At 34.0% G+C, this 13,111-nt stretch carries 15 protein-coding genes; 4 read left to right on the forward strand and 11 right to left on the reverse strand.

The features are described 5' to 3' along the window. Positions 1-24: 24 nt before the first annotated feature. Entirely contained in the window at positions 25-864 is an 840-nt protein-coding gene (locus ACMHJ2_RS08905) for a 1,4-dihydroxy-2-naphthoyl-CoA synthase (RefSeq protein WP_413512544.1), read from the reverse strand. A gap of 269 nt (positions 865-1,133) precedes the next feature. Here ACMHJ2_RS08905 and ACMHJ2_RS08910 point away from each other — a divergent pair, with 269 nt between their 5' ends. After that, complete coding sequence (locus ACMHJ2_RS08910) at positions 1,134-2,315, forward strand: serine hydrolase domain-containing protein (protein ID WP_413512545.1); 1,182 nt, start codon at positions 1,134-1,136, stop codon at positions 2,313-2,315. 132 nt (positions 2,316-2,447) lie between these two features. Here ACMHJ2_RS08910 and ACMHJ2_RS08915 read toward each other — a convergent pair whose 3' ends face one another. The 8 genes from ACMHJ2_RS08915 to ACMHJ2_RS08950 form a co-directional block, all read right to left on the reverse strand. Further along, a complete protein-coding gene (locus ACMHJ2_RS08915) occupies positions 2,448-3,131 on the reverse strand; it encodes a potassium channel family protein (RefSeq protein ID WP_413512546.1) in 684 nt (227 codons plus the stop codon). A gap of 14 nt (positions 3,132-3,145) precedes the next feature. Continuing rightward, entirely contained in the window at positions 3,146-4,936 is a 1,791-nt protein-coding gene (locus ACMHJ2_RS08920; protein ID WP_413512547.1) for a TrkH family potassium uptake protein, read from the reverse strand. A 1-nt stretch (position 4,937) separates the two neighbouring features. Beyond that, entirely contained in the window at positions 4,938-5,312 is a 375-nt protein-coding gene (locus ACMHJ2_RS08925) for a DUF3037 domain-containing protein (protein ID WP_413512686.1), read from the reverse strand. Then, positions 5,299-6,093, reverse strand: coding sequence for a HipA family kinase (locus tag ACMHJ2_RS08930; protein ID WP_413512548.1), 795 nt, complete (start codon positions 6,091-6,093; stop codon positions 5,299-5,301). The genes ACMHJ2_RS08925 and ACMHJ2_RS08930 overlap by 14 nt, the downstream gene beginning before the upstream one ends. Before the next feature lie 148 nt (positions 6,094-6,241). After that, positions 6,242-6,640, reverse strand: a complete 399-nt coding sequence (locus ACMHJ2_RS08935) for a hypothetical protein (RefSeq protein WP_413512549.1) — start codon at positions 6,638-6,640, stop codon at positions 6,242-6,244. Between the two features lie 107 nt (positions 6,641-6,747). After that, positions 6,748-7,176: a hypothetical protein gene (locus ACMHJ2_RS08940; protein ID WP_413512550.1), complete on the reverse strand. Its 429-nt coding sequence runs from the start codon at positions 7,174-7,176 to the stop codon at positions 6,748-6,750. Positions 7,177-7,481: 305 nt separating this feature from the next. Continuing rightward, on the reverse strand, positions 7,482-9,170 hold the full coding sequence (ettA, locus tag ACMHJ2_RS08945; protein WP_413512551.1) for an energy-dependent translational throttle protein EttA: 1,689 nt from the start codon (positions 9,168-9,170) through the stop codon (positions 7,482-7,484). Between the two features lie 372 nt (positions 9,171-9,542). Further along, positions 9,543-9,773 (reverse strand): hypothetical protein, encoded by a 231-nt coding sequence (locus tag ACMHJ2_RS08950; RefSeq protein WP_413512552.1) that lies wholly within the window; start codon positions 9,771-9,773, stop codon positions 9,543-9,545. A gap of 238 nt (positions 9,774-10,011) precedes the next feature. Between ACMHJ2_RS08950 and ACMHJ2_RS08955 the strand changes: the two genes are divergently transcribed. After that, the gene (locus ACMHJ2_RS08955; protein WP_413512553.1) at positions 10,012-10,200 is read left to right on the forward strand and encodes a hypothetical protein; all 189 of its coding nucleotides are present in this window, start codon (positions 10,012-10,014) and stop codon (positions 10,198-10,200) included. A 151-nt stretch (positions 10,201-10,351) separates the two neighbouring features. Here the strand turns inward: ACMHJ2_RS08955 and ACMHJ2_RS08960 are convergent, their stop codons facing one another. Then, positions 10,352-10,540 carry a CAL67264 family membrane protein gene (locus ACMHJ2_RS08960; protein ID WP_413512554.1) on the reverse strand — a complete coding sequence of 63 codons (189 nt, stop codon included), beginning with the start codon at positions 10,538-10,540 and terminating at the stop codon, positions 10,352-10,354. A gap of 8 nt (positions 10,541-10,548) precedes the next feature. Continuing rightward, a complete protein-coding gene (gene holA / locus ACMHJ2_RS08965) occupies positions 10,549-11,553 on the reverse strand; it encodes a DNA polymerase III subunit delta (RefSeq protein WP_413512555.1) in 1,005 nt (334 codons plus the stop codon). Positions 11,554-11,605: 52 nt separating this feature from the next. Here holA and ACMHJ2_RS08970 point away from each other — a divergent pair, with 52 nt between their 5' ends. Further along, positions 11,606-12,055 carry a type I restriction enzyme HsdR N-terminal domain-containing protein gene (locus ACMHJ2_RS08970; RefSeq protein ID WP_413512556.1) on the forward strand — a complete coding sequence of 150 codons (450 nt, stop codon included), beginning with the start codon at positions 11,606-11,608 and terminating at the stop codon, positions 12,053-12,055. A gap of 11 nt (positions 12,056-12,066) precedes the next feature. Beyond that, complete coding sequence (locus ACMHJ2_RS08975) at positions 12,067-13,074, forward strand: glycosyltransferase family 2 protein (RefSeq protein WP_413512557.1); 1,008 nt, start codon at positions 12,067-12,069, stop codon at positions 13,072-13,074. Positions 13,075-13,111: the final 37 nt, after the last annotated feature.

The raw sequence follows: 13,111 nt of genomic DNA on the forward strand, positions 1-13,111 counted from the left end.
CTCGCTTTCCTATCTTCTATTCGATTAAGGAAGCCACTTTTTAGGGAAATTTGGTTTGCGTTTTTCCAAAAAAGCATTACGCCCTTCCGTTGCTTCTTCCGTCATATACGCTAAACGCGTTGCCTCACCCGCAAAGACCTGCTGACCAACCATACCATCATCCGTTAGATTCATAGCAAACTTCAACATTTTAATAGAAGTTGGTGATTTAGCTAATATTTCTTGCGCCCATTCATAAGCCGTATCTTCTAAATCATCATGTGGAATAACCGCATTTACCATTCCCATTTCAAAAGCTTCTTGAGCAGAATAATTTCTTCCTAAAAAGAAAATTTCTCTCGCCTTTTTCTGTCCTACCATTTTGGCCAAATACGCAGAACCATATCCTCCATCAAAACTTGTTACATCGGCATCAGTTTGTTTGAAAATAGCATGCTCTTTACTAGCTAAACTCATATCGCAAACAACGTGTAAACTATGCCCTCCTCCTACAGCCCATCCAGGAACTACAGCAATAACCACTTTAGGCATAAAACGAATTAAACGTTGAACTTCTAATATATTTAAGCGGTGCATCCCATCTTCTCCTACATAGCCTTGATGTCCTCTTGCATTCTGATCTCCTCCACTGCAAAAAGAGTAAACTCCATCTTTTGGAGAGGGCCCTTCTGCTGAAAGCAATACTACACCAATAGAGGTATCTTCTTGCGCATCGTAGAAAGCGCGATACAACTCACTGGTTGTTTTAGGTCTAAAAGCATTTCGAACCTCTGGTCGATTAAACGCAATACGAGCTACGCCATTACACTTTTTATAGGTAATATCTTCAAACTCGATAGCTGTTTTCCATTCTATCTTATTCATATTTTCTCTTATTTGAGAGTAAAATTACTGTTTTTTTTATTCATAAGTAAGTAAAGAAGTTTAGAATCCAAATTTATAATTTGAGCATACTAAAAGGGCAATTCTAATATAAAAAGCGACTCTTCTTCTTCTCTTCTTCTTCTAAATAGTATTATGTGTAATATTTTTAGGTGTAAAGTGAAACTTTATCAATAATTTTATTTGATATTCAATAACTTTTATTAATTTGGTTTTTTCTTTAAAAATTTCATAGAAAGACAGTAAGACTAATGAATATCAAACTCGCAATCTCTTTAGTTAGCTTATTAGCTTTAGCTTCTTGTAAACAACAAGAGGTTAATATGGATTTAGCCTTGAATATGCCTATCATAAAAGAACATAATGTCCTAATTGACAAGCCTTATGAAACCTCATTTCAAGAATTAAAACCTGAATATATCCTTGAAAAAGGACAAAAAATAGAAGATTTCTACAATCAATATATCAATAAAAGTGGGTATACAGGCAGCTTTTTAGTTGCTCAAAACGGTAAAGTCTTGTATGAGCATTACTCTGGTTATGCCAATAAAAGACAAAATGAAGCCATTACAGAAAATACGCCAATACACGTTGCTTCTGTAGGTAAAGTCGTTACAGCCATAACTATTTTGCGATTAGTACAAGAAAATCTCCTGAGCCTCGACCAACCAGTTTCCGAAATAATCGAAGGTTTTCCTTATGAAAATATAACCATTCGCATGCTGTTAAGTCACCGAAGTGGGCTAAAATATTACGGATATTATCCCAACAAATGGACCAATCAAAATGTGATTACCAACGATGCAGTACTAGATGTGATTAAGAGTAATACCGTTGCTTTGGATTTTAAACCCAATACGCGTTTTACCTATAGCAATACCAATTATGTTGTTTTAGCATCTATTGCTGAAAAAGTAACAAACAAAAAATTCAAACAAGTGGTTCGCGATTTAATATTTGATCCCTTAGAAATGAATCACAGTTTTGTTTTTGATGATATCACGCATAAAAATCAAGTAACGCAATCGTATAATTCAAATTACCGTGAAATGCATTGGGATTATATGGATGGAACCTATGGGGATAAAAATATTTATACCACGCCGAGGGACATGCTAAAATTAGATACGGCTCTTTATTCGGATGACTTTCTAAGTGCTGATTTAAAAGCACAAATGACAGAAGGTTATAGTTTTGAAAGCAAAGGAACGCGCAATTATGGTTTAGGTATGCGATTAATTAAAATGAAGAATAATAAAAACTATACTTACCACAATGGTTGGTGGAGAGGAAATACCTCTTCTTATATTCGCTTAGCTGATTCTAATGCTTGTATTATTCTATTTTCAAATAAATACTCGAAATCAACGTATAAAACAATAGATTTATCTCATTATTTAGGAGATTATCCCGTTGGAAATGTAGAGTTGTAATTAAAATTACAACTCTTTTTTTATAGCCTAACTATCTATCTATTTTTTAGAGATACAAATGGGATGACTCCTTCAATTAAAGTGCTTAATACTAGAAATATAAACTTCAATCCTTCGTTTTACTAGGCACTTTTAATCATTAAGAATGCGTTTAATATCTTTATTATCGCCGTAGATCACCATAATATCGCCTTTGTGTAGAACCGTTTCATACGAAGCAATCCCTTGTACTTCATGAATTTTTCTTTGAGCACCAAAAAAATTCTTTTCTTCCCGAACTTTTAAAGTGGTGAGTACAACTAAATTGTAATTCGTTCTAAAACCAATTTCAGCTAATGTTTTATTGGCAAAACGATCGGATATTGTGATTTCAACAATGCTATATCGTCCATTGATTTCATAAGAATCAACCACTCCTTTTATACACAATTTCTTTGCCCAACGCTCAGCGGTCTCTTCTTCTGGATGCACAATCTCATCAACGCCAATTGCCTGTAATACATTTTCGTGTAAAGGAGTAATAGCACGACTAATTAATCGCTTTACATTTAAATTTTTTAAAACAGCAGTGGTCATTATATTGGCTCCTTGATCTTCTCCTATAGCAACAATCACAATATCTGTATTAGCTAAAGGCAAACTTGCAACTAAATATTGATCCGTAGCATCTAAACAAATGGTATGGGATACTTTGTCTTTATTTGCATCTACACGAGCCATATTTTTATCTACGCCAATGACTTCATTTCCTTGTTCAGTCAATTTCTGAGCCAAAGATGCTCCGAAATTTCCCAAACCAATAATTATATATTTCATCCTAATGTTCTTAATTAATTGATCAAAATTTCTTCTGTTGGATACCTGTAATTGGTTATCGTTTCCTTTTTGCTAATTGCAATTAAAAGAGTCAATATACTCACCCTTCCAACAAACATAAGCACAATTAAAGTTACTTTACTTGAATCCGCAAGTTTTGCCGTAATTCCTGTACTTAACCCGGATGTACTATAAGCGGAAAACGCTTCATAAGACAATCGAATAATATCCATATTGGGTTCAAAAAAAGTAAGGGCAAAAATAGCAACCCCTATGCTAAACAAAGATAAAAAGATAATGGCAAAAGCGCGTCTTACGGCAGATTCATCTACTTCTCTTCTATTGATTTCAATCCTTGTTTTACCTCTCATTAAGGTCCATATATTCAAAATAGCGATGGCAAAAGTAGTGGTTTTAATTCCCCCACCTGTCGAAATGGGAGATGCTCCAATCCACATTAATAACATAATAATCAAAAATGTAGGTACACTAAATAGATTATTATCTACTGAAGCAAACCCCGCAGTACGCGGAGAAGTAGCTGTGAAAAAAGCAACAATCACTTTACCTATCCCCTGATGTTCCGATAGCGTATTGTTGTATTCTAAACCATAGACTAAAACCGTCCCACCAACAATTAAGCTCGCAGTGGTTATCAGAATGATTTTTGTACTTAAATTAATCACTCGAGGTACATATACACTTGCTTCTTTCAAGCTAAAAGGCAATAGGCGATTAACAATTAAATGCTTGATATAATTATACACATTGTAAACAATAGGAAATCCGAGTCCACCTAGAATAAACAAACCTGCAATAATCAATTGCAAGGGATAATTGAATCGATATTCTAACGTATATAAGTTTTCTGGCAAAGTCGAAAATCCCGCATTACAAAAGGCAGAAACACCGTGAAATACAGAAAAAAAGATTCGCTCGTAAATAGATTCAAACACTTGATTTCTAACACTGATAAAAATAGCAATCATGCCTATAACTTGAATAATCCCAGAGATAATCATAATGCGTTTCAGAGTACCAAAAACATCTCCGAGTTTATCAATGGATGAAACATCTTTTAATACCAATTGATTCCCATAAGAAGCCTTTCCTCGGAAGAAATAACTAAAATAGCTAGCGATTGTCATAATTCCTAATCCCCCACACTCCATTAAGAAAATCATCACTGTTTTGCCAAATAAAGTAAACTGACTCCCTATATCTACAGTAGATAATCCCGTTACACATACTGCACTTGTTGCTGTAAATAAAGCATCAATATAACGCAAACTCCCAGGAGTTACTGTAGCTTTTGGAAAAGAGAGCATAAAAGCCCCAATAAAAATCAGCAACAAAAAGCTAACAATAAACAATTGAGGCGGTGTTAATTTCGTTTTCTTCAAATTGAGTTGCAACATGGAGAACTCACGTACCAACATGATAAAAACCGCGAAAAAAATCACAGCACTACTATCAAAAAATCGATTGGTATGTTCTGGTTGCCAACGAACAACCACAAGCGTTAAAAACAGAATTATACTAAAAAAATCGAATATCTTAACGCCAAGACTAGGGTGCCTTTTTTGTTTAAAAGCAATATAATATCGATAGATAATAATCAGCATACCAAAGGTCAAACACACATTATATAAATGGTGTAAATGACTGTGATACTCATTCAAAGTATTAAATCCTAAATCAAAGATTAGGACAAATAAAGAAACAAAACTTAGTAAGAAAGGCAAACGAACTAAAAAATACTTCATTTTATTTACTACGACCTCCTTTAAATAAAATAACGGCATACTATAAGACTAATTCTTCAAAAAGTTGTTTAAAGGTTTGATCCACATCTGCGGTTAACCCGCAATGCGTAGGAGATACTTGGAGGCAAGAGCTCTTTGCTGCAGCTAACCACCTAAAGCGTTCCGCGGCATCAAATTCAGCAATCGGACTTGCTTCTGCATCTGCATCTGCTATGGCAATAAAAGATTGAATGTGCTTTTCTAAAATAAAAAAATCAACCTCTGTAGCGAAACAGGCTAGCTTTTCGCGATTTAAAAAATACGCCCCACGTAGTGTTTTCTTCCGTTTACAAAAAAGCAAAAGGCCAATATTAATAAATTCACCTCGTTCTACTCGAGGTACGAATCGAATTACTGCATATTCATAGACCAACATGACGTGCTTTTTTTGCTTCATTAACAAACACAGCTGCATTATCTCGTCTTAGTTGTAAAAACTGATAATAAACCGTTCTAATTTCTTCTGGTGTCAAGTTTACATGTTCCCAAATTAACCAATCCTCTGGAATTTGTTGAACAATAGCTTGTAAAACTTCATTGGTTAAAATTCGCGTAAAAGTGTCATTTACCTCCTCTAATTTTGAAGCTTTCCCTAATAACACATGATCCTTAATCAAGGAAAAAGGAGTTAGTGCACTTTTCTCCCAATTCGTAAAAGAATGATGAAAATAAAAAGAAGCCCCGTGATCAATCAACCACAATTCTTTATGCCATACTAACATATTGGTATTGCGAAAGGTTCGATCTACATTGGTGATAAAAGCATCTAACCAAACCACCTTTGAAGCCAATTCTTCCTCAACTTCATAAGCTTGGGGGTCATAAGTCAAAGCCCCTGATAGAAAATGAAGTCCCAAGTTTAAACCTTGGCTAAACTTCAATAAATCCTGAATTTCCTCATCGGCTTCTGTTCGTCCAAATGCTTCATCCAAAGTAGCAAAAACCAACTCTGGTATAGGTAAAGACAATGTTTTGGCTATTAATCCACCGAGTAATTCTGCAATTAAAGCTTTCACTCCATGTCCCGCACCTCGAAACTTAATAACATATTTAAATCCATCGTCTGCGTCTGCCAACGCAGGCAATGATCCTCCTTCTCGTAAAGGAGTTACATAACGTGTAACCACTACACTTCTCAAATCAAGTGATTCATTCATGAATTTGTATTCTTATTTAAAGACTTGTAGATTTAAAAGTAAGCTTTCTCTTGGGTTTTGCCAAATCGCGCTTGTGCTAAACGTAAAAAAGGGATAAATCCCTTCTTTTCCATCTTGTGTAAGCTATAAATCATTTGCTGTAATAGACCTATTTCATCGTTATTTTGGCGTTGTTCAGAATCTTTCTCAACACCCCTTGCTGTTCTTTTGTTTTCAAATTGAAGATTTCTCTTACTTTGCCATTATTTAATTTAACGACTGCTTTTGTAGCCAATCCTTTAGGCATTTTGACATGCTTAATTGCAACTTTATCTAAGTGTTCAGCAGCCGTTTTAGTCAAGAAATTCTTATAAGCCAAATACAAAAACACAGCCGCAATAATACAAAATACGTAATCCATTTCCTTAGGACTCTTCCAATCTGCCATAAACAAGCGAATTAAAGACATCCCTAAAATAATCGCAGACATCAAACGAGAAGATCTTAATCTTCCTTTGTAATTATCCTTAATCGACAATTGTTTTGTTTCATTATTAAATGACACCATATATACCGTATTTAGATTTTTATCTATCCTACAAAGTTAAGGATTTAACCAAGAAGTAGCTCATTTTTTAACCTTTGTTCAAGACTTTACGCTATAGGGTACGTTGATTAATATCGAGTAAAAATAGAATTAAAAATAACAAGTTGTTCATCCTCATGTTTTCCCAATAAGTATTTAAACAGAGGAATATATCCTGTATATAATCCAGCATGTTCAAACACAATCTGTTTATTTTTCATAATATAGCCATCATAAAAACACGTTTGCAACTGTCCTATTTTATTTACAACCCCAATCTCTAAATAGGGATGTTTACGACTAAAAAGAGCTACTCTATCCTCTAGAAAAAGTACAGGCGCCTCAAAATTAGCCCAACAATCATTCAGCTCGTCTATATTGACTGATACTACGAGTAAGCAATCTTCATCCATCGTGACAAATTCAATATGAGCAAAGGGAAATAAAATGATTAACTCCTCTGTAAAAGCTTGTTTATTTTCGACATGCAAAGCGATAACAATATAAAGGATTTCCATAGACTAACTTCTTTTATTTAAAGTTAAACAGTAAAAATGTTAATTCCTTATTTTTAACCTTACGAAAAGGTTATTATTTTATTATGTAAGGGCGAGAAAGTACTACTTCCTATTTTTTGTACATAAATAGCCATTTTTTAGAAAAAAAATGGATTCAATAAACGTATAGTCAATACTTCTATATTCATAAAAAAAGGGTTAGATTTTGTACAAAATCTAACCCTTAAACTATTTGGCGTTACCTAATTTATTGTGAATTTTAAAATTCAAAGTCCTTTATCGTTTCCACCTAAAGACTAAATGAACTAGCGAACTAATTTTTTATATTTCAAACGCGTTGGAGCAACATCTCCTAAACGTTTCTTGCGGTTTTCTTCATATTCCGAGAAAGAGCCTTCAAAGAAATACACTTGAGAATCTCCTTCAAAAGCAAGGATATGGGTACAAATACGATCTAAGAACCAACGGTCATGGGAAATTACTACTGCACATCCAGCAAAATTATCCAACCCTTCTTCTAAAGCACGTAGTGTATTTACATCCAAGTCATTCGTAGGCTCATCCAGTAACAATACGTTTCCTTCTTCTTTTAATGTCATGGCTAAGTGCAAGCGATTGCGCTCTCCTCCTGATAAAGTATCTACTTTTTTGTTTTGATCCGATCCAGCGAAATTAAAACGACTTAAATACGCTCTTGAATTTACTTGGCGTCCCCCCATCATAATCAATTCTTGTCCATCACAGAAGTTTTCCCAAATTGATTTTTCAGGATCTATATTTGAATGCGCTTGATCTACATAAGCGATTTTTACCGTATCTCCGATAGCAAAGGTTCCTGCATCTGGTACTTGCTCTCCCATAATCATACGGAAGATTGTAGATTTACCCGCACCATTAGGTCCGATTATCCCTACAATTCCAGCTTGAGGTAAGGTGAAATTCAAATTATCATACAGCAACTTATCGCCAAATGCTTTAGCTACTCCTTTAGCTTCAATAACATTAGTACCTAAACGAGGTCCATTTGGAATGTAGATCTCTAATTTTTCTTCTAATTGTTTTTGATCTTCATTCAATAACTTATCGTAGTTCTGTAACCTTGCTTTTTGTTTCGTTTGACGACCTTTAGCTCCTTGACGGACCCAGTCTAACTCGCGTTCTAGCGTTTTACGACGTTTTGAAGCTGTCTTTTCTTCTTGTTCTAAACGCTTTGCTTTTTGGTCTAACCAAGAAGAATAATTTCCTTTCCATGGAATTCCTTCGCCTCGATCTAATTCTAAGATCCATCCAGCAACATTATCCAAGAAATAACGGTCGTGCGTTACAGCAATTACCGTTCCTGCGTATTGTTGTAAGTGTTGTTCTAACCAATGTACGGATTCAGCATCCAAGTGGTTGGTCGGCTCATCCAATAACAATACATCTGGATTTTGCAATAACAAACGACACAAAGCTACACGACGGCGTTCTCCTCCTGATAATGTCTTGATTGGGGTATCTGGATCTGGTGTACGCAAAGCGTCCATTGCTATTTCTAGTTTCGTATCCAATTCCCAACCGCCAACAGCATCAATCTTATCTTGTAATAAGGCCTGTTTGTCCATGAGTTTTTGCATCTTATCTGCATCTTCATACACCTCTGGCAAGCCAAACATATCGTTAATTGCATTAAATTCATCAAGAATAGCTACAACCTCTGCAGCTCCTTCTCTTACAATTTCGATTACCGTTTTTTCCTCATCTAATTGTGGCTCTTGTTCTAAATATCCCACGGTATAACCTGGAGCAAATACAACATCTCCTTGGTGATTCTTATCTACTCCAGCAATAATCTTCAATAAAGAAGATTTACCAGAACCATTAAGACCCAAAATACCAATTTTAGCTCCATAAAAGAAGCTCAAATAAATGTCCTTTAAAACTGTTTTGTTTGTAGATGAGTACGTTTTACTCACCTTTGACATCGAAAAAATCACCTTTTTATCGTCTGACATAAAGTAAAAAAAATTGATTGAATAATGAAGTGATGTTGTGCTTAACTAATCGTCGATTAAGTATAGAAACATCGAATAGGTCAAAAATACACATTATTACGGAGATAAGAAATATTTTTAAGAAGCGATGTGAATTTTTAAGTTCCCTCTACGAATTAAAAACAAGCCATATCGTTACAATACAAAATACCATAAAGCAATTAAATAGTATATAATGTTGATATTGATTTTTTGATAGCTCAGTATCTCCCTGAAGCTTTACTAGACTAATCGCATAAGAAAAGGTTAATACAGCCATAAAAACAAGGCTAAATCCATTAAAACCAAATGATAACAAAGAAGAATAATCGCGTTTACTCGTTTTTACCTTCACTATTTGTTTAATAGCATTGTCCGTTGTAAGATCACCTCCTCTTCCTGTATAAAATCCTTTTCTAACGAAAATTTAGTCCCTTCGTCGGTATAAAATCGATAGCCTGTAACGGGATTACTTTTCCCTTGTTGAATTAAACTATAGGTTACAATGGTTTCCTCTGAGTTGCGATAAGGTAAGAGTAACAAATCTATACAAATCATCCCAAGCCCAGCAAGAACTGCTATCAAGCCCCAAACGACATAGACTCGATTTTGCTTATTAAATATAACTTCTTTTTTTACTCTTTAAAACCTCCTCCGGATCGTAAGCTTTGATTTATTAAAAAAGGTTAAAACAAACCTATAATAACAAACACATGACCACAACGTGTTAAAGTTTTCAAAAATAACAATTAATCAATCCAAAACACTTCAAATAATCAAATATTTTTACTTATATTTAAAGTAAGAAAAAACACACAATTGTATGGAAATTTTTATTAGAACGATCCGTTTTAAAGACCTCCAAGACGAGCATGTTGATACAAGCCAATCTGTAGGCGAAAACTTAAGTTATCCACTAGGTGAAGCGAATATGCCTGCTGGGCTTTACGTAGATTTAGAAGAGGAAGAAAAAGATTATTACGATGAATACGAAGAACACCTTGGAATTTAAGTATGTAGGATCTTGTAACTGATTTTCTGTTTTTCAAAAAAACGACAATCAATTACAAGATTTTTTATTTTATCTCTTTGTTACTTTATGTACAGATCTCTGTAGTGGATTTAATTATTTTACGCTACTTTAGGTAAAAACACAAACAATTCTATACGCGGCCTTTCAGCGCATTAAATACCCAAGCAATCGCTAAAAATCCTATACCCACAGCTGCAAATCCCCAGCCAGCGATTTCATAATATTTCAATGTTCCTAAAGCAATTAATACGATTCCCATTAGAATCATAATTAAGGTTGCATAACCTAATATTTTATTTTTATTTAAATTATATGCCATGGTGATTTTTAATTAAAGATTTTCATAAGCATTTCTTTCAATAAGTCTCCTTGAGGTAATTGAGTTGCTCCTACTCCTTTTCCTTTTAAATCCACTTCTTTAAGGTGTGAAATAATTTGACTCACTCTTTTCATAGGATAAGTTTTAAACCCCAACTCATAGTCTTTTATTGCATACTGAACAATTTTTAATTGCTTCATGACTTGTTGTGGTGATTTATCTTTCAATCCATGGTACAATAATAACTTTGAAAAATAAGCATAAACGATTCCTATCGTTACAACAAAAGGGTTGTTTTTCGGGTTTTGTGCAAAATGATTCGCTATTTTATAAGCTTGAAGTTGATTGCGATCAACAATCGCTTTCATTAATTCAAAATTATTGTAATCTTTACTAATACCGATGTTCTTTTCAATTACTTCCGCAGTAATTGGCTGTCCTTTAGGCAAAATAATAGCTAATTTATCTAGTTCTTTTACTATTTTAGATAAGTCATTGCCCAAAAACTCAATTAACATAGCCGCTGATTTGGGATCAATACTGTATCCTTTTTTCACAACTGCTTGTTGTAGCCAACCTTCCAATTTGTAATCTTTTAAGCGATTACTCTCAAAAAGAACCGCGTGCTTTTGCAAACTTTTATATAGTTTTTTACGCTTGTCTATCGTTTTATATTTATAACAAAAAACCAATACCGTAGAGGGTTGAGGCTGATTGACATAATCATCCAATTGTTCAATCGTTTTAGCTAAATCTTGGGCTTCCTTTACGATAATCACCTGTTTTTCAGCCATCAGAGGGAAACGCTTAGCATTCGAAACAATATCTTGAATGGTAACATCTCTCCCGTATAGTATCATCTGATTAAATCCTTTTTCCTCTTCAGTTAATACCTTACTTTCTATATAATCCGCAACATTATCAATATAATAAGGTTCATCACCCATCAAAAAATAAACGGGTGCGATTGTCTTATTTTTAATATTCTTTACGATTTCTTTGAGTTGTTCCAAAATATAATTTACTTAAAATTGTTCTATCCACTTAAACAAATATCTTTGTGTTATGCAAAGATTAAACTTTCCATCTTTTAATTTTCGATTCAAAAATAGTGAAAATAAGATAGCTATTTTTGATGTAATCAGGAAAAAATTTATTCTTCTAACTCCTGAAGAATGGGTAAGACAACATGTTGTCCATGAGTTAATGGAAGTAAAAGGCTATCCATTATCACTTATTAGTGTTGAAAAGATTGTCAAAATCAATGGAATGAACAAGCGCTATGATGTAGTTGTATTTAAACCCAATGGAGAAATTGCGGTTTTAGTAGAATGTAAAGCTCCTTCTATAGCTATTACCCAACAAACCTTTGATCAGATTGCCCGTTATAATTATCAATTACGCGCTGATTTATTATATGTGACCAATGGTTTGCATCACTATTTTTGCCGAATGGATTATGAAAAAGAAAGTTATTTCTTTTTGAAATCCTTGCCAAACTATCTTACTTTTTAAAGAAACAAACTATGGAGAAACAAGTTGCATTGGTTGTACTCAACTGGAATGGCAAAAAATTATTGGAAACTTTTTTGCCTACTTTATCTCAATTTTCACCCCAAGCCAACCTCTATGTAATTGACAATAATTCTTCTGATGGTAGTCAAGCTTATATACAACGCGAATTTCCAGCAATAGAAATCATTCAAAACAAAGGAAACTACGGCTATGCAAAGGGATATAATGTAGGTTTATCTGGTTTGAAAGAACCGCTACTCATTTTAATTAACTCAGATATTGAAGTAACTGAAAACTGGTTAGAACCGATTGTACACTTGTTTGACACAGATCCAAATCTAGCTATTGTACAACCTAAGATACTCGATTATAAAAACAAAGCTTATTTTGAATATGCAGGTGCTGCAGGGGGATATATCGATAAATATGGATTTCCGTACTGCAGAGGACGTATTTTTGGCACCATTGAAAAAGATGAAGGTCAATATGATGATATTGTGGATATATTCTGGGCTAGTGGCGCGTGTTTATGCATTAAAAATGAGGTTTTTAATGCATTGAATGGATTTGATGAAGCTTTCTTTGCGCATCAAGAGGAAATTGATTTGTGTTGGCGCGCAAAAAACAGAGGATATCACATCAAATACTGCGGATTCTCAACGGTGTATCACGTTGGTGGTGCAACATTAAATTACGAAAATCCCAAAAAAACCTATTTGAACTTTAGGAACTCCCTGATGATGCTCTATAAAAATCTTCCTGCTCAATCTAAATTCAACAGACTCTTTATTCGCTTGTGTTTAGACGGTGTTGCAGGGATTCGGTTCTTATTTTTACTCCAACCCAAGCACTGCTGGGCGATAATTCGATCTCATTTTGGCTTTTATAAACGCATCGCAACACTTAAAAACAAAATAGAAATAACAAACATTAACAATTATTTCACGGAAAAATCTATAATTTTTACGTACTTTGTGTGTAGAAAAAAGATTTTCACTATAATTCACAACAAACAGTAAATAATTTTTATTCAGATATACTAGAATCTCAATGCTT

This window comes from Myroides odoratus (genome assembly GCF_965118575.1).
Classification (GTDB): domain Bacteria; phylum Bacteroidota; class Bacteroidia; order Flavobacteriales; family Flavobacteriaceae; genus Flavobacterium; species Flavobacterium odoratum_B.

Excerpts from the sequence above, each read along its gene's own strand:
- ACMHJ2_RS08930 (WP_413512548.1), bottom strand. The coding sequence starts at position 6,093 with ATGAATGAATCACTTGATTTGAGAAGTGTAGTGGTTACACGTTATGTA.
- ACMHJ2_RS08940 (WP_413512550.1), bottom strand. The coding sequence starts at position 7,176 with ATGGAAATCCTTTATATTGTTATCGCTTTGCATGTCGAAAATAAACAA.
- ACMHJ2_RS08955 (WP_413512553.1), top strand. The coding sequence starts at position 10,012 with ATGGAAATTTTTATTAGAACGATCCGTTTTAAAGACCTCCAAGACGAG.
- ACMHJ2_RS08905 (WP_413512544.1), bottom strand. The coding sequence starts at position 864 with ATGAATAAGATAGAATGGAAAACAGCTATCGAGTTTGAAGATATTACC.
- ACMHJ2_RS08960 (WP_413512554.1), bottom strand. The coding sequence starts at position 10,540 with ATGGCATATAATTTAAATAAAAATAAAATATTAGGTTATGCAACCTTA.
- ACMHJ2_RS08935 (WP_413512549.1), bottom strand. The coding sequence starts at position 6,640 with ATGGTGTCATTTAATAATGAAACAAAACAATTGTCGATTAAGGATAAT.
- ACMHJ2_RS08925 (WP_413512686.1), bottom strand. The coding sequence starts at position 5,312 with ATGTTGGTCTATGAATATGCAGTAATTCGATTCGTACCTCGAGTAGAA.
- ACMHJ2_RS08920 (WP_413512547.1), bottom strand. The coding sequence starts at position 4,936 with ATGCCGTTATTTTATTTAAAGGAGGTCGTAGTAAATAAAATGAAGTAT.
- ACMHJ2_RS08910 (WP_413512545.1), top strand. The coding sequence starts at position 1,134 with ATGAATATCAAACTCGCAATCTCTTTAGTTAGCTTATTAGCTTTAGCT.
- ACMHJ2_RS08915 (WP_413512546.1), bottom strand. The coding sequence starts at position 3,131 with ATGAAATATATAATTATTGGTTTGGGAAATTTCGGAGCATCTTTGGCT.
- ACMHJ2_RS08970 (WP_413512556.1), top strand. The coding sequence starts at position 11,606 with ATGCAAAGATTAAACTTTCCATCTTTTAATTTTCGATTCAAAAATAGT.
- ettA (WP_413512551.1), bottom strand. The coding sequence starts at position 9,170 with ATGTCAGACGATAAAAAGGTGATTTTTTCGATGTCAAAGGTGAGTAAA.
- ACMHJ2_RS08975 (WP_413512557.1), top strand. The coding sequence starts at position 12,067 with ATGGAGAAACAAGTTGCATTGGTTGTACTCAACTGGAATGGCAAAAAA.